Below are 20,878 nucleotides of genomic sequence, written 5' to 3'. Positions count from 1 at the left end.
AACACGTCGCACAGGCATGCTGCAATCGCCGCGGCAGGGGCGGGCTTGTTCGGCGATGCGACGGCATCCAATCGGCATACTGACTCTGGCCGGCGTCCTCGCACTTGGCGTTGCGCCGGCGGCGGCGGATTCGCTCCTCGTCAACGGCACGACGCGAACATTCGTGCTGCAGGCTCCGGCAACCAGGCCCGCGCCGCTTGTCATCGTGCTGCACGGCAAGACCCAGAGCAGCGCCGACATGCTCACGCGGACGTCGTGGCCGCTGATCGCCAAGCGCGATGGCTTTGCCGTGGCCTATCCCGATGGATTGAACCACGCCTGGGCCGACTCCCGGCCTTCCAGGCGGCGCGCCGGCAATCCGCCGCCTGAGGGCACCGACGACGTCGCCTTCATCTCGCAGTTGATCGCAAAGCTCGTGGGCGACGGGATCGCCGACCCGAAGCGCATCTACGTCACCGGCATCTCCAACGGCGGCGCGATGGCGATGACGCTGGCCTGCGAACGTGCCGACCTGTTCGCAGCAGTGGCCAGCGTGATCATGAACCTGACCGATGAATCCGCCCGCGCCTGCCGGCCACAACGTCCGGTGCCGATGCTGCTGATGAACGGCACCCTCGATCCGCTGATCCCCTATCAGGGCGGGCGCGGCACCAGCACGTTCGCGGTCGGCGGCTTCTGGTCGACCGAACGCACGCTGCAATTCTGGCGACACACCAATGGCTGCGAGACCAGAGACGCCGCAACCACCGACCTGCCCGACCGCAATCCGTCCGATCAATCGACCGTCACGCGGGTCGATTCAACCTGCCCGCAGGGACATGACGTCGTGCTCTATCGTGTGAATGGCGGCGGTCATCGCATGCCCGGCAACTTCCCGGATGCGCATTTTGCGAAACTGGCGACCACGCTGCTCGGCCCGCAAAACGGCGACATCGACGGTGCCGACACGATTTGGGCGTTCTTTGCGCGATTTCCGTGAGAGGTGCGCTGCAAAATGCGCAGTGGCGGTGGTCGCCCCGACAGGCTAGAGGTCTGGTTCTGATCAAAATCAGAACCAAACCTCTCGATCTCTTGTTTTGACGCGTTTTCTTCACGCGAACCGGTAGCCACTTCGCTTGAAAACGCTATAGACATGCCCGCCATTCAAGTGGAGACCCAAATGAGCATTCAGCGTTTCGAAACCGGCCCGCGCATGAGCCAGGCCGTCGTGCACGGCAACACCGTCTATCTCGCCGGCGTCGTCGCCGGCAAGGCCGCGGGCGGCAGCGTCACCGACCAGACCAAGGACATCCTGTCGATCATCGACGGTCACCTCGCCAAGGCCGGCACCGACAAGTCGAAGCTGCTCAGCGCGACCATCTACATCACCGACATGAAGACGTTCCCGGAGATGAACGCGGTGTGGGATGGCTGGGTCTCCGAGGGCAACACCCCGGCTCGCGCCACCGTCGAGGCCAAGCTCGCGGCTCCGCAGTACGACGTCGAGATCATGGTCGTCGCGGCGAAGTAAGCGCGACATCGCGATGGACGTTCGATGCCCCGGATTGCAAAACTGCAGTTCGGGGCATTTTCATTTGGCGCCTCACGCGCTGATCCGAGATCGCTCGCTTGCGGCATCTTCGAGATCGGACTGAAGCCAGCATGCAATCCGGCGCCACGGGCCAGTCAAGGCCATGCAGCCGACGAACAGGCCGAGGTGACCACATGGCTCGGTGTCGCATTGCAACCATGAGGGCGGCGTGCCCAGGAGCCGCATTGTCGCAAATGCCTGATCGGGCGGAACAACGATGTCCTTCTCCGCAGCGAGCAGGTAGACGGGCAAGTTCACCGCAGCAAGATCGATCTTGCGACCGAGCGCAACGAAGTCGCCTGCCGCGATCCGGTTCTTGCGAAAGATCCAGTCAGTCACTTCGAGGTAAAAGGTGCCCGGCAGATCAAGCGTCTCGTCGTTCCAGCGCGTGAAGCGATCGAGCAGAGACCGCGCCTCCTCCGATTTGCCGTCGAGCCGCCGCTGCAGCGCAGCCTCCACGTCAAGCATGTTGAACGGGGCGCTCCACACCTGCAACATGTGCTCACCACTGACGAGCCCATCTCCCTGCCGCACCATTGCCTCGAAGCCTTGCTGCGGAAGCGAGGTGACCATCCGGGACAGATATGACGGTTCCGAGACGTCGACCGGGCTGCCTGCAAGCACGAGCCGCCGCACCTTGCCGGGAAAACGCGCAGCATAGAGCAGCGACAGCCAACCGCCCTGACAGAGACCTGCGAGGTCGACGGGTGGCCCGATGCTGTCGACGGCCACGTTGAGATCGGACAGAAAGGTGTCGATCGAGAAATACCGCATCTCCGGCGTCGCCGAGCGCCAATCGGTGAGATAAAGACGCGCAACACCGACCTCTTGCAACGCCTCCATCAGGCTGTGGCCTTTTGCAAGATCCGCAATCTTCGCGCGGTGCAGCGCGTAGGGCGCGCAGACCAGCAGCGGCCGGCCCTCGACCGCTCTCGAGAAGTCGAGCAGGCGCATCGTCGGCAATTGCAGCGCGACGGAATGGGCCGTCGTCCAGGGCAGCGCCCCCTCCACGTCGTCCGGCGCATCCGGGGGCTCGGCCGGGCGATCCGGCTGCCATGGTGAGTAGATCTCCAGCGCCAATCGCATGGCTTCAAATGGCCATAGCCAAGCGTGCTGCACCCAATTGGTGCTGCCACTCCGTTCAGGCGGGTCTGTCTTTTCGCGCAAGCTTATTCACCGATTGATCGCCAGCGACAATAGTCAGGCCGGCGCAGGTCGAAACCTTGACCCCGATCAAGAACCGACGAATTAAGGTCGATCACCTTACGTCAACCCGCTGGACCGACGGCCATGCCGGGAGGTCACGATCTCGCGATCCCGGCGCGACTTTGGCTGGGCGCGGACAACTATCGCTGCAACGATTATGCGGCCCGTGCCGTTCCCTTCTCCGCCTCGAGCTTGCGCGCGAACAGCCAGCGGAAATAGGTCAGCGGCGCATCGGCGCCGATCGCGAGCAGCTGATAATCCGGGTCGACGTCGAGCACCCTCTGCTGCGCCTCGATGAAGTCCTTGTCCTCGTTGAAGGCCTCCTCGAGGGAATGCCGCAGCGACAGCGAAATGTTCGGATTGTCGGTGTCGAAATCGTGCAAATAGTTCCAGAAGAAGTGTGTCGAGGAGCGGGTCTCCGGCGTCATGAACTGCGCGTTGCGGTATGACCGCGTGCCCGGAACCTGAACGCCCTTCTCCACGCCCTGCCCGGCCGGCGCAAACGTGGTGTCGAGCGTGAAGATGCCCGGCACGATCATGCGGCCGATATTGCGGCGATCGACCTTGTCGTCGCGGTTGGAGATCACCTTCTTGTGGTAGGGCGGCGCATCGGCGCCCATGTGCCAGCGCTCGACGCGGAAGCCGTCGTCGAGCTTTTCGATCGCGACCGGCTTGGTCTTGTAGGCGTATTCCTCGGAGCCGCCGAGCGTGTTGGTGTGCACGAAAGCGAGATGCGCGAAGTCGCTGAGATTGTCGACGATCAAAAGCCAGTTGGCCTTGTAGTGCATGTAGCCCGGCAGACCGCGCCATTTGGGATCTTCCAGCGGCGGATAGTCGAGGACCAGCTTCGGATCGGCCTTCTCGGGATCGCCGGTCCAGATGAAGATCATGTTGTAGCGTTCGACCACCGGATAGCTGCGCACGCCGAGCTTGGCGGGGATCGCGTCCTGGCCGGGGATCTGGATGCACTTGCCGTCGGCCGCGAACTTCATGCCGTGATACATGCAGCGGATATCGTCGCCCTCGACGCGCCCCATCGAGAGCGGCGCGGCGCGATGGCAGCAACGGTCATCGAGCGCGACGACCTTTCCGCTGGCGCCGCGATAGATCACGATCGGCCGCTCCAATATGGTGCGCGCCAGCTTCTTGCCGTCGATCAGCTCGTGATTCAGCGCCGCCACGTACCAGGCGTTGCGCAGGAAAATTCCGTCGTCGGCCATTTCACCCTCCCGATGCAAATTTGCTTGCAATCAGGTTAGGTGATCCCGGCCATCGGGATAATCCGATTTGGCTGGACACACTGTACCGGTGGATGGACAATCGGCCATGGAGTGGCGCGACTGGGAGCTGTTTTGCGAGGTTGTCGAGCATGGCGGCTTCACCGCGGCTGCGCGCGTGCTCGGACATCCCAAATCGAGCCTCAGTGCTGCGGTGCAGCGTCTCGAGGCCAATCTCGGGCTGCGGCTGATCGAACGCACCACGCGGCATCTGCGGCTGACCGATTCCGGCGAGACCATCTATCGCAAGGTGCGCCCGCTGTTCGCCGCGCTGCACGACACCCACAGCGAGGCGCTGGCGATGTCGAGCGCGGTCGCCGGCACGCTCCGCATCAAGGCGCCGTACGAATTCGGCGCGCATCACGCGGGGCCGGTCGCTTGCGCGGTGATGGGCCGTTATCCGGAGCTCGCGATCCGGATCGACGTCGAGCACGACATCGTCAACCCGATCGCCGAGAACTACGACATCGTGTTCGCGATGTTGGAGGCGCCGCTGCCGTCGGCCGGCATCGTGATCCGCCGCGTCTTCACCCTCGAGCGCGGCCTGTTCGCGGCACCGGCGCTGCTGGAGAAGTTCGGCGAACCGCGCACGCTGGATGAACTGAGACAGCTGCCGCTGCTGACCGGCCCCAGCGATCCGCCATGGGCGATCACGGCGCCCGGCGGCGCGGTCGAGCATCTCGCGGTCGATCGCGCGCGTCTCACCTCATCGAATGCCCATGTCCGGCTGCAGGCGGCCCTCGCCGGCCATGGCGTGCTGCGGGTCACCGCGAGCTACACCCGCGCCGCGGTCGCGGCCGGCCAGTTGCGGCGGCTGTTGCCGGACCATGTCTGCGAGCCGCTCAATGTGCACGCACTGCTGCCGGCGCGGCAATTTGTCCCGGCCAAGGTGCGCTGCTTCCTCGATGCAATGGAAGCGCACGCGCGCGGCGATCCGGAGGCCTATATCAGGCCGTAGCCGCCGATCGGCGCATTTCCCAATCGGCCGCCATTTTCTCGGGAACCTGTGCGCCGGCTTGGCATCTAATGATATTATTCAGCCAACAGTGAAGGGCGATCCCGCCATGCGCCAGGCCCATGTCACGTCCCTGCCGCCGGTCAGCTCGGGCGATGCCGAGCTCGTGCAACGCGCGATCGCCCGCGACGAGGCCGCGATCCGCGCCATCATGCAGGCGAATAACCGCCGGCTGTTTCGGCTGGCGCGCGGCATTCTGCGCAACGACAACGAGGCCGAGGACGCGGTGCAGGACGCCTATGTGCGCGCCTTCACCCATCTGGACCAGTTCCGCGGCGACTCCAGCCTCTCGACCTGGCTGTCGCGGATCGCGATCAACGAGGCGCTCAGCCGCGTGCGGAGCAGGCGCAGCAACGTGGAGTGGTCCGAGCTGCCGAAAGGCGCCCTTGAAGCGCAGATCATCCAGTTCCCCCTGTCGTCAACGGACGATCCGGAAAAATCCATGGCCCAGCGTGAGATCCAGCAGGTCGTCGAGCACGCCATCGATGAGCTGCCCGAGGCGTTCCGCCTCGTCTTCATCACCCGCGTGATCGAGGGCATGAATGTCGAGGAAACCGCCGACATCCTCGGCCTCAAGCCGGAAACCGTGAAGACCCGCCTGCACCGCGCCCGGACCATGCTGCGCGACAATGTCGAGCGGAAGATCGGCCCTATCGTGATGGAGGCCTTTCCCTTCGCGGGCAGACGCTGCGAGCGATTGACCGAGGCGGTTCTGAAACGGCTCGGCACTGCAGCATAGGTTTTCGGGAACCTTTGGCCGTCTGCACCATCCAACTCCTGTCTAACCAACGACGTGCCGCGCGCTATGCCGGCTCAACAGGAGTGTCAAACCATGTTCGTTCGATTGAGCATCGCGGTCGCCGCGCTCAGCCTTCTCTCAGGGGCTGCGCTGGCGCAGGGCGCCAAGCTGACCGATCCGCAGATCGCGCACATCGCCTATACGGCCGGCGTGATCGACATCAACGCCGCCAAGCAAGCCGAAAAGAAGGCTTCCAACAAGGAGGTCAAGGCGTTCGCCAAGGACATGGTGCGCGACCACGAGGCGGTCAACAAGCAGGCGCTCGACCTCGTCAAGAAGCTGAAGGTGACGCCGGAGGACAACGACACCAGCAAGGCGCTGTCGAAGCAGGCCGCCGACAAGCTCGCCGAGCTCGGCAAGCTGAAGGGCGCGGCCTACGACAAGGCCTATGTCGACAACGAGGTCGCCTACCACAAGACGGTCAATACCGCGCTGGAGACGCAGCTGATTCCGTCGGCCAGCAATCCCGAGCTGAAGGGCCTGCTGCAGACCGGCCTGAAGATCTTCCAGGGCCATCAGCAGCATGCCGAACATGTCGCGGCCAGCCTGAAGTAAGGAGACGGGTGATGTTACCGAGACGCTATCTCACGACGCTCGCTCTGTTCGCGCTCGGCGCGATAGCCGTCCCGGCACATGCCGCCACCATCCAGATCGTGATGGAGAATCTGGTGGTCTCGCCGGCCGAGGCATCCGCCAAGGTCGGCGACACCGTCGAATGGGTCAACAAGGATATATTGGCCCACACCGCCACCGCGAAGAACGGCGACTTCGACGTGACGATCGCGCCGAAGCAGACGATCAAGTCGGTTCTCACCAAGGCCGGCACGGTCGATTATTACTGCCGCTTCCATCCCAACATGAAGGCCGTTTTGAAAATCGCGCCGTAGTTCGCGCGATGACCTCTGAGGTAATCGATCGGCACAAGCGAACCTTCGATAGTGAGGACAGCCGCACAATCCGGCACATCGAAGGAGAGCACCATGACCGACCACACGACCATCGCCCGCAACTACATCGAGCTCTGGAACGAGCGCACGCCGAGCCGGCGCCGCGAGATGCTGAGCGAAAACTGGACCGCCGACGCGCGCTATATCGATCCGCTGATGAGTGGCGACGGCCATGAGGGCGTCGACGCGCTGATCGCCGGCGTGCAGCAGAAGTTTCCGGATTTCAAGTTCAAGCTGATCGGCGAGCCGAACGGCTTCGGCGATCACGTCCGCTTCTCCTGGGGCCTCGGGCCCGACGGCATCGACAGCCCGATCAAGGGCACCGACTTCGCCATGCTCAAGGACGGCCGGATCAAGAGCATCACCGGCTTCCTCGACCAGGTGCCGGGCGCCTGAGGCGATGTCCCCACGGCCGTCATTCCGGGCGACGCGCAGCGTCGAGCCCGGAATGACGAGGGGATGGATCCAGAACGTCATGGCGGACGCCCGGCCAACCGCTTCCACCCCGCGGACGTCGCTGCTAGTCTTCCCGAAACTTAGGGGAGGACGCCATGAAGGCCGATCACGCCTTCAAGACTTCTGTCGTCAGCGACATCACGCCGGCGCTGCTGGCGATCGGCCGCGACGGCTTTCCGCAGGCCCTGATCGGCGCACTGCGCCGCGTCGCCGGGGTCGGTCACTGCATGGTGTTCTCGTTCACAGGCCCACGGTCCGCCGCGTGCCTGCTCGACGTCGGCAACATCCCGACCGGGCGTGACCTCGGGATCGCCTATTCCGAACATTTCCACCAGGCCGATCCGAACCGCGACGCGGTGTTCGAGGGGCAGGCGCAGGCGGAACCGATCCTGCTGCCGACCTTTGCCCGCCGGATGTACAGCGACGGCTACCGCAAGATCTTCTTCGACGATTCCGACATCATCGACAAGTTCGCTTCCGCGATCTGGACCGGCGACACCTGCTTCTATGTCAATTTCTACCAGATCACCGCGCAAGGCCGCTTCAGCCGCGAGCAGATCGCGCGCCTGGCCGCGGTCGCGCCCGCATTGACCGCCGCCGTGGCACGACACTTCCAGCGCGAGCCGGACGCCGACCCGATCGAACGGCTGAAGACGCTGTTTGCAACCACTGAGCCGCTCGCCAGGCTGACCGGGCGCGAGAAGGAGGTCTGTCTGCGCATCCTTTCGGGCCTCAGCTCGGAGGCGATCGCCGCCGATCTCGGCATCGGGCTGCACTCCGCCCTCACCTATCGCAAGCGCGCCTATGACAAGCTCGGCATCTCCTCGCAGAACGAGCTGTTCGCGATCGCGCTGCGGCTGATGGCGTCGGCACGGCAGTTGAACTGAAGCGTCGAAGCGGCCGCTTCCTCCTGTCCCCAACGGTAGGGACAGACCGGCAGCGCCCGGGCGCCTATGCTCGGTTCGAAACCCGAAGGCCAACCCGAGATCTTGCCGTGAGCACCGCTCCCCATTTCGACATCGACGTCCCCGCCTTCTGGCAGGATCCCTATCCGACCTTGGCGCGCATGCGCAAGGAGGCGCCGATCGCCTTCGTGCCGCAGCTCGGCAGCACGCTGCTGTGCAATCGCGACGACATCTTCGTCTCCGAGAAGCAGATCGACGTGTTCTCATCACACCAGCCCGAGGGGCTGATGAACAGGCTGATGGGCCACAACATGATGCGCAAGGACGGCGATGCGCACATGAACGAGCGCAAGGCGATCTTCCCGGCGATCTCGCCAAAGACGGTGCGATCGCACTGGACCGCGCAGTTTGCCGGACACGCGACGCGCATTCTCGATGAATTGTCGCCGGACGGCGTGGTCGACTTCGTGCAGGCGTTCGCACTGCCGTTCTCGGCCGAATGCCTGAAATCGATCACCGGCCTCACCAACATGCGCTTCCAGGACATGAACGCCTGGTCGCAGGGCATGATCGACGGCATCGCCAATTATGTCGGCGATGGCGCGATCGAGGCGCGCTGCCATGCGGCGACCTCGGGCATCGACGCCGCGATCGACGACATGGTGCCGGTGTTGCGCAAGACGCCCGACCTCAGCCTGCTCGGCGTGCTGCTGCAGACCGACATGCCGATGGAGAGCGTGCGCGCCAACATCAAGCTCGCGATCTCGGGTGGCCAGAACGAGCCGCGTGATGCGATCGCCGGCACGGTGTGGGCGCTGCTGACCCACCCGGACCAGCTCGCGCTGGCGACCAGCGGCGCGGTTCCGTGGTTGCAGGTGTTCGAGGAATATGCGCGTTGGATCTCGCCGATCGGGATGTCGCCGCGGCGGATCGCAAAGCCCTGGACGATCCGGGACGTCGCATTCGAGACCAACGAGCGCGTGTTCCTGATGTTCGGCTCGGCGAACCGCGACGAGAAGCACTTCGACCGGCCCGACGCGTTCGACGTGCGCCGCGACGCCAGCAAGAGCATCGCGTTCGGCGCCGGTCCGCATTTCTGCGCCGGCGCCTGGGCCTCGCGCGCCATGGTCGCCGACGTCGCGCTGCCCGCGATCTTCGACCGGCTGACGAATCTGCGCCTGATCAAGGACCAGCCGCCGCGGATCGGCGGCTGGGCGTTCCGCGGCCTGCTCGATTTGCCGGTGACGTGGGACCGGTAAGGCGCCACGCCGCCGATTGCCGGAAACGAAAGCGTGCTTGCGGCCGGATTTGTTTAAGTCCGGCAACGCAGACACACGAAGACATGGAAGCGCGGCTTCGGACGCCGGTGCGGACGCGCGCTCGGCCCGGAAATATGGATCTTGTTGCGCCGCGACACCATGCCGCCGCAACCGGTCGGACGACTGTAATCAAACTGTCACGAATCCATTTCAATCCGCCGTTATTGATGAAACTGCAGTTAGTTGTGCGGTCACAAGGGATTTCCGATGAACCCGAACACCAATGGTAGCAGTCACGATACCGCCTTCCACCATGACGCCCCCGAACAGGATTCCGAGGAAGGCGGCGGCATCAACAAGACGGTCGCGGTCGTCGCGGTGGTGGCTGTCGGTGCGGCCGTGTTCGAAGCTGCCTTGCTGCCGGGACTTGCCCTCGGCGTTGCCGCAGTCGCGGCGCCGAAATATCTGCCGAAGCTGGCGGGCGCACTCAATCCGCTGTTCAAGTCCACCGTTCGCGGCACCTACAAGTTCGCACAGAAGTCGCGCGAGATGTTTGCCGAAGCGCACGAGCAGGTGAACGACATCGTTGCGGAAGTGAAGGCCGAGAACCAGGCCCAGGAAGGCAAGGCGGCCGAGAGCCGGGCTTCGTCTGCGGCCTGAGCGGGGCCGGACGGGCGGCAAGGCGGCGACATGCGCCGCCGATCGGCCTTGCGACGCCGACACGGCGCGCAATCGGATTTGACGACGGCATCATTCGCGTCCCGCGCCGGCGTTGGAACGCTGTGAGAGGAATGCGATGACCAAGATGAAGCTGCAGATCGCGCACCAGGTTCCGGGCCGGATCCGCATGAAGGTGCCGTCGGCCAAGGAAAACCCCGAGCTTCTTGAACAGATCAAGCAGACCTTCAGCGTCATTCCCGGCATCGAGAACGTCATCGTCAACCCGACGACGGGAAGCGTCGTGCTACACTACGACACCGACCGCCACGACGAGTTTCATGGCCGGCTGGAGCATCACACCGGCGGTCACTACAAGCCGCCGACCAACGAGATCGACGCGCTGGCGAACAAGATCGAACAGGAAGCCGAATATCTCGCCGAGCATTCGCACACGGCCAAGGTCATCGTCGACTTCTTCAGGGATTTCGACCAAGGCATCAAGATCGCCAGCGGGAACGTGATCGATCTGAAGATCGTGCTGGCAGCCGGCATCGCCGGCTTCACCGTGTTCGAGGTCGGCGCCACCGCGGCGACGCCGGTTTGGGTCACGCTGGCGGTGTTTGCACTCAACCACATGATTCAGGCCAACATGGCCACCGCCGATCAGGCGGAGCCGGCCGGCGCGACGGCCTGACCCGCCAGGGGCGAGAGCGCAAATCCATGGACTTCCGCTTCTGCCACTCCATGCCAGGGCGCATTCGTCTGAGCATTCCCGCGCTCGGGCGCGATCGCAAGCTGGGCGAGACCTGCCTCGACTGGCTGCGGGCGCAGGACGGCATCAGGACCGCGCGGATCAATTACGACTGCGCAAGCCTCGTGCTGGAATACGATCCGGCTCACGAGCAACGGCTGCTCGTGCTGCTGAACAGCTTCAAGGGCATGAGTTTCGCCGATCTCAAGGCGCTGTGCGCCAACCCCATGCCGGACGCGGGCACGCCGCGCGCCAGCGTGCCGGAGGTCTCGAAGCGCTCGCCGCTGGCGCTGCCGACGCTGTCCCTGTTCATGGCCTTCAGCGCCAACCCCGTGATCGCAGCGATCAACATGCCGCTGATGCTCTGGAATGCGATCCCGATTGCCAAGCGCGCCTGGAAGGTCTGGGCCAACGAGAGCCGGCTGAACATCGACGTGCTCGACACGCTCGCGATCAGCGCCTCGATGTTGCAGGGCAATCCGCTGGCCGGCTGCATCGTCACCTGGCTGATCAAGCTCGGCGATTGGATCCGCGACCTCACCGCGGCAGGCTCGCGGCGGGCGATCAATGAACTGCTCGAATTCCAGTCGAAGACGGCCTGGCTGCTGCGCGATGGCGAGGTGGTGTCGATTCCGGCCGCCGAGCTCAAGAACGGCGATATCGTCGTGGTGTATCCCGGCGAGATGATCCCGGTCGACGGCGAGATCATCGACGGCTCCGCCACCATCGACCAGAAGACGATCACCGGCGAGGGCCTGCCGGTGCATCGCGGCAAGGGCGAAGCCGCCTTCGCCGCCACCGTGATCCGCGAGGGCCAGATCACCTTGCGTGCGCTGCGCGTCGGAACCGCGACCACCGCCGGCCAGATCGTCCGGCTGATCGAATCCGCGCCGATCGGCGACACCCGGATGCAGAACCATGCCGAACGCTTCGCCGACCGGCTGGTGACCCCGACGCTGGCGCTCGCCACCGGCACCGCCATGGTCTCGGGCGACTTCAACCGCTTCCTGTCGCTGGTCATCGTCGATTACGGCACCGGCATCCGCGTCGCGGCGCCGACCTCGGTGCTGTCCTCGATGACATTGGCCGCCCGCACCGGCATGATCATCAAGAGCGGCGGCCACATGGAGAAGCTCGCCGGGATCGACACCATGGTGTTCGACAAGACCGGCACCCTCACCCACGGCACGCCCGCCGTCATCGACGTGATCTCCTATCAGAACTCGATCACGCCGAACCATTTGCTCGGGCTCGCTGCCGCCGCCGAGACCAAGCTGCAGCACCCGGTCGCCGAAGCGTTGCGCACGCGGGCCCGGCAGCTGGCGGTGAACATCCCGCCCTGCAACGAGACCACCTACCGCCTTGGCCTTGGTGTCGAGGGCCAGGTCAACGGCTACTACGTCCATGTCGGCAACCAGCGCTTCATGCGCCAGAGCGAGATCGCCGTCGATGCCTCGGCGCTCGATCGCGCGGCGCTCGACCAGCGCGGCTATTCGAGCCTCTATATCGCCGTCGACGGCAAGCTCGCCGGCCTCGTGCCCTATTCCGACGAGATCCGCGAGGAGAGCCGTTCGGTGATCCAGCGGCTGCATGCGCTGGGCGTCAAGAACAGCATCATGCTGACCGGCGACAACGCGGTGGTGGCGCGCGCCGTCTGCGAAAATCTCGGACTGACCGAGCACTTCGCGGACATGCTGCCGGCCGACAAGGCCGGCGTCATCCAGGAGCTGCAGCGCCAGGGGCGCAGGGTCGCGATGGTCGGCGACGGCATCAACGATTCGCCGGCGCTCAGCTTCGCCGACGTCGGGATCGCCATGAAGCATGGCGCCGAGGTCACGCACGAATCCGCCGACGTCATCCTGATGGAGGATTCGCTCTGGAAGCTCGTCAAGGCGGTTGAGATCTCGCAAGGTGCCGTCAGCCTGATCAAGCAGAACTATGCCATCGTCGCCGCGCTCAACACGCTGGCGCTCGGCCTCGCCCTGCCGGGCGGCCTGATCACGCCCGAGGTCACCGCACTGATCAGCAATGGCTCGGCGATCCTCGCGAGCTTCAACGGCATACGGCCAATTCTCAGGTATCAATGAGCCAGGATGTCACCCAGCTCGTTGTCCTTCCTCCCGGCGATCACGCCGCGCTACAAGCCGCAGTCAAGACGCTGGAGAGCTCCAATCTCGCGGCACGGATCGCCGACTATGCCGGCGTCCCCGTCAATCGCGTCCTCAATCTGCTGCCGAAAGCCGCCAACCGCCAGCTCAGCGGGCTGGTGCGTACCGCGGTGATGAAGGGACTGGAGGTTGCCGTCGACACGCTCGACGAGAAGCCGCCGCCTGCACCCGCCGTCACCTTTTCATCGTTCCTCGCAGGTGTAACCGGGGGCGTGAGCGGCCTGTTCGGCTTCGGTGCGCTCGCGGTCGAACTTCCCCTGACCACGACATTGATGCTGCGCGCGATCGCCGAAATCGCGCGGCACCAGGGCGAAGACCTCTCCAAGATCGAGGCGAGGCTCGCCTGTCTCGAAGTCTTCGCCTACGGCACCAAGCGGACGGACGACAGTATCGATGTCGGCTATTACGCCGCCCGCGCGCTGATCAGCAAATACACCAGCGACGCCGCCGCCTACATCCTGGAGCGCGGCGCGGTCGATGCCTCCGCCCCCGTGATCTCGAATCTGGTCAGCGAGATCGTCTCCCGGTTCGGCCTGGTGGTTTCGGACAAGGCCGCGGCCGGCGCGGTGCCGATCATCGGCGCGGCGTTCGGCGCGACCGTCAACGTCATCTTCATGGACCATTTCCAGAAGATCGCGAAGGGACACTTCACCGTGCGCCGGCTGGAGCGGGCCCATGGCAGCGCCGGCGTTCGGCAACATTATGCGGCGATCGCAGCCGGGCTCGCGCCGCGGCGCGGCGTCGCGACGGCATGAGGCGGTTGGCAGCAATTGGACATCGGCACCGTGCTTCAAGACACCAGGCTGCGCGACCTCCGTCGCATGCGGGCGCTCGCCACGGCCCTGCTCGTGGTCATGCTGCTGGTCTTCCTGGCGACCTCTACGGCCCAGCCGCACTGGCCGTGGCTGGCCTATCCGCGTGCCTTCGCCGAAGCCGGCATGATCGGCGCCTGCGCCGACTGGTTCGCGGTCGTCGCGCTGTTCCGTCATCCGCTCGGCATCCCGATTCCGCACACCGCGATCGTTCCGCAGAGCAAGCAGCGCATCGCGGTCGCGCTCGGCCGCTTCATCGCCAACAATTTCCTGTCGCCCCGCGTGGTCGGCGATCGCATCCGCGACGTCGACATCGCCGGCTGGGCGGCGCACTGGATCGAGCGGCCGACGCACGCCCGCAGCACGGCCCAGCGCACCGTCTCAGCGGTCCATCAGGCCCTGCAGGCAACGCCGAGCGCCGAGATCAACGCCTTTCTGACCCGGCGGACCCGGCAGGGAATCGCCGCGGTTCCGGCGGCCCCGCTCGCTTCACGCGTGCTGGCGCTGCTATGGGCCCATGGTAATGCGCAGGCGCTGGTCGAGCGCTTGATCACATCGGCGAGCGTGGCGCTCGCCAACAACAAGGAGACGATCCGCAAGAAGGTCTCGCAGCGCTCCTACCGGTTTGTGCCGAAATGGGTCGACGGCATGGTGGCCGACCGCGTCATCTCCGGCGTCAGCCAGACGCTCGACGAGATGCGCGAGCCGAATCATCCCTGGCGCATCGAGCTCAAGGCCGAGATCGAGCGCCTGATCGACCGCCTCGCCACCGATCCCGACTACCTCGCCAGGGGCGAGGAGCTGAAGCAGCAGATGCTCGACAATCCCGCCGTGATCGGACAGATCGATGCGATGTGGCACGCCATCGAGGCGCGGCTGAACTCCGCGGCGACCTCGGCGGCAATCGCCGACGCGATCGAAACCGCCCTGATCTCGGTCGCCGCGCGGGTCCGGGACGATGCCGAGATGCGCGACCGTATCAACCGCTGGCTTCGCGTCGCCGCGCTGCGCGCCGTCGCATCGCGGCGCCAGGAGATCGCAGCCTTCATCCGCAAGGTGGTCGAGAATTGGGACACCGAAACGCTGATCATGCGGATCGAACTGCAGGTCGGCCGCGATCTGCAATTCATCCGGATCAACGGCACCGTGGTCGGCGGGCTGGTCGGCCTGCTGATCTTCTCCGTCTCGCGCTGGCTCTAACGCGTTCGCCCGCGATCAAGGAAAGCGAATCCGCAGCAGCGGCAATTGCTGGAGTTTGTCGAGCAGGCACACCATTTGGCTTGCCGCCAGGCTGAGGCAACCGAGGATAAAATGGCGGCGCGTCAAGCCGCGGTCGCGGTCGGCGAAATCCAGGCGCTGGAGACGCGGTTCGGGAGCAGTGTTCGCGCGCAGGGCAGGAAGCGTCGTCATATCCATCAGCCGATCGGAATGCGGATTTCCGGAGCGGTGGTCATCTGCGCGATCGTCCCGTCGAACGACAGGCAGTCCGGATTCTCGCCCGGCATCCGGCGCAAGGTCTCGACCAGTTGCTCCTGCTCCAGCAGGAACGAGCGGCCGTCGCGCAGCCGGGCATAGGCGGCCCAGGGCACGAATTTGGTGAACGGAAACGGGAATTGCTCACGCGGCGACACGTCGATGTTCAGGCCGGAGACGAACAGGACGTTCTTGGTCGCAAACGCCGGCTCGCGCAGGATGCTCCGATAGGTGCGATCGAACTCGGCCTGGGTGACGTAGCGGGCGGCATCCAGCGCGGGATGCGGCGACGTCACCAGCGTCGGCATGATCGGAGCGAGCGCCGCCTCGAGAATGTCGTGGCCGTCGGGACCTTCGGCCGGCGCACGGCGGAAGTGAAACAGGTCGGGCGACAGCGCCGTCCCGATCGGCGCCGGTGTCTCGCGAAAGCAGGCGTCGCCGAGCCGCTCGCGGATCGCGGCACCGGCACGAAACACCTTCGACGTGCTCAGCACGGTCAGCGGCTGCGGCGGCGTCTCGACCATGCGATCGAGCTGCAGAAGGACACCTTCGCTACGGCTGTCGTCGAGATACTGATTGTCGATCTGGAATACCGGCTCGCCGTCGAGCCGGCCGCACTGCACCTGCCGGCAGGCATGGGCGTATTCGTCCTCGTACCAGCGGAGCACGCCGCAGAGCTTACCGCAGCAATCTCCGAACCTGCAGCCATCGGTGCGGTGGCGCTGATAGACGCCGAAGCGGCCGTCATCGGGATTGTAGCCGACATGGCTGGCCTGGATCAGCACCAGGTCCTCGCCGTGATGGGCATAGGGCCCGTGGCGATTGATCGCGACCTTGCCGCCGACCCGCCCATGGTCGAACGGAAACGTTCCGAAATGCTGGGCCAGCAGCATCACCGGATAGCCCTGGCTCTCATCGGAGCAGAAGGCGCGTGACGGCAGCATGTGCTGCCGCTCAAAGCCGAGCGACCGGCAATAGTTGTAGAGCCGCGGAACGAAATGCCCGTAGCGCATCGCAAAGCCGCCAACCCGGAAGGTTTCGATCATCCTCTGCCCGAGCGGTCAGACGTATCCAACGTGCACAAGCGGGGCAAAAATCCCCGCTCCCCGTACCGGCCGGGAACGGTAGAGGTCCTTGTTGACGGTTATGTGAATGCAGCAGCCGGGTGGACGCGCTCAGCGTCCCCAGCGCAGCACGACCGGGTCGAGCGAGCGCGCGATCTCGATCAGCCCGGCGCGCGTCGCCGGGTGCAGCGGTTGCAACGGGTGCCGCACCGCATCCGACTTGATGACGCCACCCTCGCGCATCAGCACCTTGCAGGCCTGCAGCCCACACTGGCGGTTCTCGTAATTGATCAGCGGCAGCCAGCGCGCATAGGCCTGCACGGCCTCGTCGCGGCGGCCGGCGAGGAACGGATCGATGATCTGGCGGATACCGTCGGGATAACCGCCGCCGGTCATCGCACCGGTGGCGCCGGCATCGAGATCGGCCATCAGCGTGATCGCCTCCTCGCCGTCCCACGGTCCCTCGATCACGCTGCCGCCCTTCTCGATCAGGCCGCGCAGCTTGTTCGCGGCCATCGGCACCTCGATCTTGAAGTACCTGACATTGGCGAGCTCGTTCGCCATCCGCGCCAGGAAATCGACCGAGAGCGGCGTGCCGGCGACCGGCGCATCCTGGATCATGATCGGGATGTTGATGGCATCCGAGACGACCCGATAGAACTCGTAGATCGCCGGCTCGCCGACGCGGAAGGTCGCGCCGTGATAGGGCGGCATGATCATCACCATCGCGGCGCCGGCGGCCTGTGCTTCGCGGCTGCGCGCGGTGCATTCCGCCGAGGAGAAATGCGTGGTGGTGACGATCACGGGAATGCGGCCCGCGACGTGCTCGAGCACGGCATGCATCACGGTCTCGCGCTCGGCATCGGTCAGCACGAACTGCTCGGAGAAGTTGGCGAGGATGCAGATGCCGTGCGAGCCGGCATCGATCATGAAATCGACGCAGCGCCGCTGTCCGTCGAGATCGAGGTTGCCGTTGGCGTCGAAGATGGTCGGCGCCACCGGGAAGACGCCGCGATAGGGGCGCTGTGCCGAACTCGTCATGTCAAAATCCTCCCTCGTGATCCGTCGTAGCTTGTGTATCAGGCGCTGCGGAACGGCAGCGGCGGACCTTCGAGCCGGCGCAGGCCCGGCTCGCGGCGCTCCAGCCACCAGCCATACTGCTTCGGCCAGGATGCGAACACTTCGCCGCTTCCGCCGCCAAGCGCAAGCTCGGCATGCAGCGGCCAGTTCGGATCGAACAGCGCCTCGCGCCCGATCGCAACCAGATCGGCATGGCCGTTTGCCAGCACATCCTCCGCCTGCTGCGGATGCAGGATCAGGCCGACCGCGATGGTGGCGATCTCGGCGGCACGCCGGATTTCGTTCGCATATGGCACCTGGAAGCCATAGCCGCGCGGAATCCGCGCCGCGGTTGCCGAGCCGAGCAGGCCGCCCGACGAACAATCGATCAAATCGGCGCCGCGCGCCTTGGCTTCGCGCGCGAACGCGATCTGGTCCTCGAGCGTCAGGCCGCCGTCGACGCCGTCGACCGAGGAGATCCGCACCGCCAGCGGCCGTTCCGCAGGCCAGGCCGCGCGGACGGTCTCGATGATCTCGAGCGGGTAGCGCATCCGCCCGGCACGGTCGCCGCCATAGGCGTCGCTACGGCGGTTCGACAATGGCGAAAGAAATTCGTGCAAGAGATAACCATGCGCGCAATGCACCTCGACGAATTCGAAGCCGGCCTCGACCGCGCGCAAGGTGGCGCGGCGCCATTGCTCGCGCAGCGCGGCGAGCTCGGCCACATCGAGCGCGTGCGGCATCAGCCAGCCTTCCTCCATCGGGATCGCGCTCGGCGCCACCGTCCGCCACGGCAGATCGCCGCGGACGTGGTCGGCCTCGTCGAGCGCGGCATTGCCGTACCAGGGGCGCTGCATGCTGGCCTTGCGGCCGGCATGCGCGAGCTGGATCGAGGGCACCGCGCCGTTGTCCTTCAGGAAGGCGGCGATGCGTTCGAGCGGCGCGATCTGCTCGTCATTCCAGATGCCGACATCGCCATGGGTGATGCGCCCCTCGGCGGCGACCGCCGCGGCCTCGACCATCACGAGCCCGGCGCCGCCCTGAGCAAATTTACCAAGATGAACAAGGTGCCAGTCATTGGCGAGGCCGTTGGTCGCCGAATATTGGCACATCGGTGAAATCAAGATGCGGTTTCGGGAGGTCACGCCGCGAAGCGTGATCGGCTGAAACAGAAACGGCTGCGGCATCGGGACCTGCGGTAGAGCGTGGTGGCGGAAAGAATGGCGGCCGAAAGCTAGGCGGCGCGTCCCGCAATCGCAAGTCGCGCGACAGCGCAGGCGGCAGGACCTGCACGCATGCAGCACCCGGGCGACAGCACGATCCGCAAAACCCGCAATATCTGCCGCGGGATATTCACGCGGCTGGTCAACACATTCCACTATCCCTTGATGACTTTCGGTCATGTCCGGCTGACTTTCAGTCATGCCCGGGATCACGCCACGGATCGCAATTCGCGTCGGACATGCCTACATTGCCGACATGAAAAAAATTGGCTTCCTCTCGTTCGGGCACTGGACGCCCTCCCCGCAATCCCAGGCCCGCTCCGCCGCGGACGTGTTGCTGCAATCCATCGACCTCGCGGTCGCGGCCGAGGAACTCGGTGCGGACGGCGCGTATTTTCGCGTGCATCACTTCGCCCGCCAGCTGGCTTCGCCCTTCCCGCTGCTGGCTGCGGTCGGCGCCAGGACCAGCCGGATCGAGATCGGCACTGCCGTGATCGACATGCGCTACGAAAATCCGCTCTACATGATCGAGGACGCCGGCGCGGCCGACCTGATCGCGAAGGGACGCCTGCAGCTCGGCATCAGCCGCGGCTCGCCCGAACAGGTGATCGATGGCTGGCGCTATTTCGGCTACCAGCCGGGCGAAGGCGAGACCGACGCCGACATGGGCCGGCGTCATGCCGAGATATTCCTCGACATGCTGCGCGGGGAAGGCTTTGCGCAGCCCAATCCGCGGCCGATGTTTCCCAATCCGCCCGGCCTGCTGCGGCTCGAGCCGCTGTCGCAAGGCCTGCGCGAGCGGATCTGGTGGGGCGCCGGCTCGAACGCGACCGCGGTCTGGGCGGCGAAGCTCGGGATGAACCTGCAGAGCTCGACGCTGAAGAGCGACGAGACCGGAGAGGCCTTCCACATCCAGCAGGCCGCGCAGATCCGGGCCTACCGCGCCGCCTGGAAAGAGGCCGGCCACACCCGTGAGCCGCGGGTCTCGGTGAGCCGCAGCATCTTCGCGCTGATCGACGATCGCGACCGCGCCTATTTCGGCAACGGGCAGGAGGAAGACCAGATCGGCTTCATCGACGAGCGGACACGCGCGATCTTCGGCCGCGGCTACGCCGCCGAGCCAGACAGGCTGATCGAGCAGCTCAAGACGGATGAGGCGATCGCGGAGGCCGACACGTTGCTGCTGACCGTCCCCAATCAACTCGGCGTCGCCTACAACGCGCATGTGATCGAGAGCATTTTGACGCACGTCGCGCCCGCGATGGGTTGGCGCTGAATTCGGCGAGGAACGTCAACGATCCCCTCTTCTGCTCGCGGCTGATTGCCGCCGAGAAGCGCACCCGTCACGCCGAGGAGATCAGGACCCGCGGCGGCCGTCTTCTAGGGGGTGTGGTTGAGAGCGACGACCGGCCGCGGGCTTGAACCGACCGTTCTCTGCCGGAGGATGGCCGGTTCTAAAAGGCTAGTCCCGGAACACGCTGAAACGTTCCGGCGGAACTCCGTTCTCAAACGCGGAGAACTACGGAAACATAACTGCGCGTTGTGAGAAGAACAGGTTGAGTACAGTTCGTTAGGCGCGCACGTTGCGTGAACAGACCGCCGTAATATCCCGGGACCCCCGCGCGGGGTCGGTCAAGGGTCCCGGTCACGCGTGCGGCGATCGAGATCGAGACGATCGATACGCTCGTCGATCCGCCGGTTGAGTTCCTGATCCCCGTCCGAATCCCTGCCGCGCCGGGCGCGGACGGCAAACACGCACCCGATCAGGACGACAGCAAGCAGCGCGAAGTACCACCATTCCATGCATCGATCTCGAATGAACGCTCGCAGGGACGAGCGGAAGGGTCATCGTTCAGGCCTGCCAGGACGTCCCGATCTTGGCGCGTAGAACGGGTTCACCAGGCAGGTGGCCGGATTGCCCGCTATGCTGGCCTGGCACTGCTGCAACGATGTGAAGATACAATCCATTCGCTCGCCGAGCAGTTCCCCGTAAACATGCATGCAGACGGGGTAGCGAGGGTCATACATTTGCGCCGATGCCGGCGTCGTCATGCAAAGCGCGCCGAGCGAGAGCAACAGCGCTGCAAGCAACCTCACGTCTCGTCTCCTGAAATGCTCGCGCGATTCTTGCCTGAGGATTGGAGCGGGCGAAGGGAATCGAACCCTCGTATGCAGCTTGGGAAGCTGCCGTTCTACCATTGAACTACGCCCGCGATCTCAATTGCTTGAGGTCG

23 protein-coding genes and 1 tRNA gene are annotated in these 20,878 nt (G+C 65.1%); 15 read left to right on the top strand and 9 right to left on the bottom strand.

What is annotated here, in order from left to right:
- Positions 1–55: 55 nt before the first annotated feature.
- Together FBZ93_RS23375 and FBZ93_RS23370 are read left to right on the top strand one after the other, a co-directional pair.
- Entirely contained in the window at positions 56–979 is a 924-nt protein-coding gene (locus tag FBZ93_RS23375; protein ID WP_146988876.1) for an alpha/beta hydrolase family esterase, read from the top strand.
- A gap of 180 nt (positions 980–1,159) precedes the next feature.
- The gene (locus tag FBZ93_RS23370; RefSeq protein ID WP_146988875.1) at positions 1,160–1,510 is read left to right on the top strand and encodes a RidA family protein; all 351 of its coding nucleotides are present in this window, start codon (positions 1,160–1,162) and stop codon (positions 1,508–1,510) included.
- A 72-nt stretch (positions 1,511–1,582) separates the two neighbouring features.
- Here the strand turns inward: FBZ93_RS23370 and FBZ93_RS23365 are convergent, their stop codons facing one another.
- Both FBZ93_RS23365 and FBZ93_RS23360 read right to left on the bottom strand, forming a co-directional pair.
- Complete coding sequence (locus FBZ93_RS23365) at positions 1,583–2,656, bottom strand: alpha/beta fold hydrolase (RefSeq protein ID WP_146989389.1); 1,074 nt, start codon at positions 2,654–2,656, stop codon at positions 1,583–1,585.
- Between the two features lie 275 nt (positions 2,657–2,931).
- Entirely contained in the window at positions 2,932–3,996 is a 1,065-nt protein-coding gene (locus FBZ93_RS23360; protein WP_146988873.1) for an aromatic ring-hydroxylating dioxygenase subunit alpha, read from the bottom strand.
- Positions 3,997–4,102: 106 nt separating this feature from the next.
- Between FBZ93_RS23360 and FBZ93_RS23355 the strand changes: the two genes are divergently transcribed.
- From FBZ93_RS23355 to FBZ93_RS23300, 12 genes are all read left to right on the top strand, one after another.
- Positions 4,103–5,011 (top strand): LysR family transcriptional regulator, encoded by a 909-nt coding sequence (locus FBZ93_RS23355; RefSeq protein ID WP_146988871.1) that lies wholly within the window; start codon positions 4,103–4,105, stop codon positions 5,009–5,011.
- Between the two features lie 106 nt (positions 5,012–5,117).
- Positions 5,118–5,807, top strand: coding sequence for an RNA polymerase sigma factor (locus FBZ93_RS23350; RefSeq protein ID WP_146988870.1), 690 nt, complete (start codon positions 5,118–5,120; stop codon positions 5,805–5,807).
- Between the two features lie 93 nt (positions 5,808–5,900).
- Positions 5,901–6,422: a DUF4142 domain-containing protein gene (locus FBZ93_RS23345; RefSeq protein ID WP_146988868.1), complete on the top strand. Its 522-nt coding sequence runs from the start codon at positions 5,901–5,903 to the stop codon at positions 6,420–6,422.
- Positions 6,423–6,433: 11 nt separating this feature from the next.
- The gene (locus FBZ93_RS23340; protein WP_167529181.1) at positions 6,434–6,754 is read left to right on the top strand and encodes a cupredoxin domain-containing protein; all 321 of its coding nucleotides are present in this window, start codon (positions 6,434–6,436) and stop codon (positions 6,752–6,754) included.
- 93 nt (positions 6,755–6,847) lie between these two features.
- Complete coding sequence (locus FBZ93_RS23335) at positions 6,848–7,210, top strand: nuclear transport factor 2 family protein (RefSeq protein ID WP_146988866.1); 363 nt, start codon at positions 6,848–6,850, stop codon at positions 7,208–7,210.
- Positions 7,211–7,365: 155 nt separating this feature from the next.
- Complete coding sequence (locus FBZ93_RS23330) at positions 7,366–8,157, top strand: helix-turn-helix transcriptional regulator (RefSeq protein ID WP_146988864.1); 792 nt, start codon at positions 7,366–7,368, stop codon at positions 8,155–8,157.
- A gap of 107 nt (positions 8,158–8,264) precedes the next feature.
- On the top strand, positions 8,265–9,434 hold the full coding sequence (locus FBZ93_RS23325) for a cytochrome P450 (protein ID WP_146988862.1): 1,170 nt from the start codon (positions 8,265–8,267) through the stop codon (positions 9,432–9,434).
- A 267-nt stretch (positions 9,435–9,701) separates the two neighbouring features.
- Positions 9,702–10,094, top strand: a complete 393-nt coding sequence (locus FBZ93_RS23320; RefSeq protein WP_146988860.1) for a DUF5132 domain-containing protein — start codon at positions 9,702–9,704, stop codon at positions 10,092–10,094.
- Between the two features lie 136 nt (positions 10,095–10,230).
- Complete coding sequence (locus FBZ93_RS23315; RefSeq protein ID WP_146988858.1) at positions 10,231–10,788, top strand: HMA2 domain-containing protein; 558 nt, start codon at positions 10,231–10,233, stop codon at positions 10,786–10,788.
- A 26-nt stretch (positions 10,789–10,814) separates the two neighbouring features.
- A complete protein-coding gene (locus tag FBZ93_RS23310) occupies positions 10,815–12,932 on the top strand; it encodes a heavy metal translocating P-type ATPase (RefSeq protein ID WP_146988856.1) in 2,118 nt (705 codons plus the stop codon).
- Positions 12,929–13,768 carry an EcsC family protein gene (locus tag FBZ93_RS23305; protein WP_146988854.1) on the top strand — a complete coding sequence of 280 codons (840 nt, stop codon included), beginning with the start codon at positions 12,929–12,931 and terminating at the stop codon, positions 13,766–13,768. Before FBZ93_RS23310 ends, FBZ93_RS23305 begins: the two co-directional genes overlap by 4 nt.
- A 30-nt stretch (positions 13,769–13,798) precedes the next feature.
- Positions 13,799–15,025: a DUF445 domain-containing protein gene (locus FBZ93_RS23300; protein ID WP_146988852.1), complete on the top strand. Its 1,227-nt coding sequence runs from the start codon at positions 13,799–13,801 to the stop codon at positions 15,023–15,025.
- Positions 15,026–15,040: 15 nt separating this feature from the next.
- Here FBZ93_RS23300 and FBZ93_RS23295 read toward each other — a convergent pair whose 3' ends face one another.
- The 4 genes from FBZ93_RS23295 to FBZ93_RS23280 form a co-directional block, all read right to left on the bottom strand.
- A complete protein-coding gene (locus FBZ93_RS23295; protein WP_146988850.1) occupies positions 15,041–15,241 on the bottom strand; it encodes a hypothetical protein in 201 nt (66 codons plus the stop codon).
- Positions 15,241–16,344, bottom strand: a complete 1,104-nt coding sequence (locus tag FBZ93_RS23290; protein WP_146988848.1) for a hypothetical protein — start codon at positions 16,342–16,344, stop codon at positions 15,241–15,243. The genes FBZ93_RS23295 and FBZ93_RS23290 overlap by 1 nt, the downstream gene beginning before the upstream one ends.
- Positions 16,345–16,473: 129 nt before the next feature.
- Positions 16,474–17,403: a dihydrodipicolinate synthase family protein gene (locus tag FBZ93_RS23285; protein ID WP_146988847.1), complete on the bottom strand. Its 930-nt coding sequence runs from the start codon at positions 17,401–17,403 to the stop codon at positions 16,474–16,476.
- 38 nt (positions 17,404–17,441) lie between these two features.
- Positions 17,442–18,608, bottom strand: a complete 1,167-nt coding sequence (locus FBZ93_RS23280; protein WP_146988845.1) for an NADH:flavin oxidoreductase/NADH oxidase — start codon at positions 18,606–18,608, stop codon at positions 17,442–17,444.
- Positions 18,609–18,900: 292 nt separating this feature from the next.
- Here FBZ93_RS23280 and FBZ93_RS23275 point away from each other — a divergent pair, with 292 nt between their 5' ends.
- Entirely contained in the window at positions 18,901–19,920 is a 1,020-nt protein-coding gene (locus FBZ93_RS23275; RefSeq protein ID WP_146988843.1) for an LLM class flavin-dependent oxidoreductase, read from the top strand.
- A gap of 356 nt (positions 19,921–20,276) precedes the next feature.
- Here FBZ93_RS23275 and FBZ93_RS40725 read toward each other — a convergent pair whose 3' ends face one another.
- The 3 genes from FBZ93_RS40725 to FBZ93_RS23265 form a co-directional block, all read right to left on the bottom strand.
- Complete coding sequence (locus tag FBZ93_RS40725) at positions 20,277–20,447, bottom strand: hypothetical protein (protein WP_167529180.1); 171 nt, start codon at positions 20,445–20,447, stop codon at positions 20,277–20,279.
- A 42-nt stretch (positions 20,448–20,489) separates the two neighbouring features.
- Entirely contained in the window at positions 20,490–20,741 is a 252-nt protein-coding gene (locus tag FBZ93_RS41970; protein WP_146988841.1) for a DUF3551 domain-containing protein, read from the bottom strand.
- Between the two features lie 42 nt (positions 20,742–20,783).
- A tRNA-Gly gene (locus tag FBZ93_RS23265) sits at positions 20,784–20,857 on the bottom strand.
- Between the last annotated feature and the right edge of the window lie 21 nt (positions 20,858–20,878).

Origin of the sequence: Bradyrhizobium macuxiense (genome assembly GCF_007993935.1) — a bacterium.
In the GTDB taxonomy this organism is placed as follows: Bacteria; Pseudomonadota; Alphaproteobacteria; order Rhizobiales; family Xanthobacteraceae; genus Bradyrhizobium; species Bradyrhizobium macuxiense_A.
This window is presented reverse-complemented; position numbering and strand designations above follow the sequence as displayed.

Bases quoted from the DNA above. Each gene is read 5' to 3' on its own strand.
- FBZ93_RS23310 (WP_146988856.1), top strand. From the start codon at position 10,815: ATGGACTTCCGCTTCTGCCACTCCATGCCAGGGCGCATTCGTCTGAGC.
- FBZ93_RS23370 (WP_146988875.1), top strand. From the start codon at position 1,160: ATGAGCATTCAGCGTTTCGAAACCGGCCCGCGCATGAGCCAGGCCGTC.
- FBZ93_RS23285 (WP_146988847.1), bottom strand. From the start codon at position 17,403: ATGACGAGTTCGGCACAGCGCCCCTATCGCGGCGTCTTCCCGGTGGCG.
- FBZ93_RS23375 (WP_146988876.1), top strand. From the start codon at position 56: ATGCGACGGCATCCAATCGGCATACTGACTCTGGCCGGCGTCCTCGCA.
- FBZ93_RS23365 (WP_146989389.1), bottom strand. From the start codon at position 2,656: ATGCGATTGGCGCTGGAGATCTACTCACCATGGCAGCCGGATCGCCCG.
- FBZ93_RS23315 (WP_146988858.1), top strand. From the start codon at position 10,231: ATGACCAAGATGAAGCTGCAGATCGCGCACCAGGTTCCGGGCCGGATC.
- FBZ93_RS23290 (WP_146988848.1), bottom strand. From the start codon at position 16,344: ATGATCGAAACCTTCCGGGTTGGCGGCTTTGCGATGCGCTACGGGCAT.
- FBZ93_RS23280 (WP_146988845.1), bottom strand. From the start codon at position 18,608: ATGCCGCAGCCGTTTCTGTTTCAGCCGATCACGCTTCGCGGCGTGACC.
- FBZ93_RS23295 (WP_146988850.1), bottom strand. From the start codon at position 15,241: ATGGATATGACGACGCTTCCTGCCCTGCGCGCGAACACTGCTCCCGAA.
- FBZ93_RS23275 (WP_146988843.1), top strand. From the start codon at position 18,901: ATGAAAAAAATTGGCTTCCTCTCGTTCGGGCACTGGACGCCCTCCCCG.
- FBZ93_RS23360 (WP_146988873.1), bottom strand. From the start codon at position 3,996: ATGGCCGACGACGGAATTTTCCTGCGCAACGCCTGGTACGTGGCGGCG.
- FBZ93_RS23330 (WP_146988864.1), top strand. From the start codon at position 7,366: ATGAAGGCCGATCACGCCTTCAAGACTTCTGTCGTCAGCGACATCACG.
- FBZ93_RS23320 (WP_146988860.1), top strand. From the start codon at position 9,702: ATGAACCCGAACACCAATGGTAGCAGTCACGATACCGCCTTCCACCAT.
- FBZ93_RS23350 (WP_146988870.1), top strand. From the start codon at position 5,118: ATGCGCCAGGCCCATGTCACGTCCCTGCCGCCGGTCAGCTCGGGCGAT.
- FBZ93_RS23305 (WP_146988854.1), top strand. From the start codon at position 12,929: ATGAGCCAGGATGTCACCCAGCTCGTTGTCCTTCCTCCCGGCGATCAC.
- FBZ93_RS40725 (WP_167529180.1), bottom strand. From the start codon at position 20,447: ATGGAATGGTGGTACTTCGCGCTGCTTGCTGTCGTCCTGATCGGGTGC.
- FBZ93_RS23345 (WP_146988868.1), top strand. From the start codon at position 5,901: ATGTTCGTTCGATTGAGCATCGCGGTCGCCGCGCTCAGCCTTCTCTCA.
- FBZ93_RS23340 (WP_167529181.1), top strand. From the start codon at position 6,434: ATGTTACCGAGACGCTATCTCACGACGCTCGCTCTGTTCGCGCTCGGC.
- FBZ93_RS23355 (WP_146988871.1), top strand. From the start codon at position 4,103: ATGGAGTGGCGCGACTGGGAGCTGTTTTGCGAGGTTGTCGAGCATGGC.
- FBZ93_RS23335 (WP_146988866.1), top strand. From the start codon at position 6,848: ATGACCGACCACACGACCATCGCCCGCAACTACATCGAGCTCTGGAAC.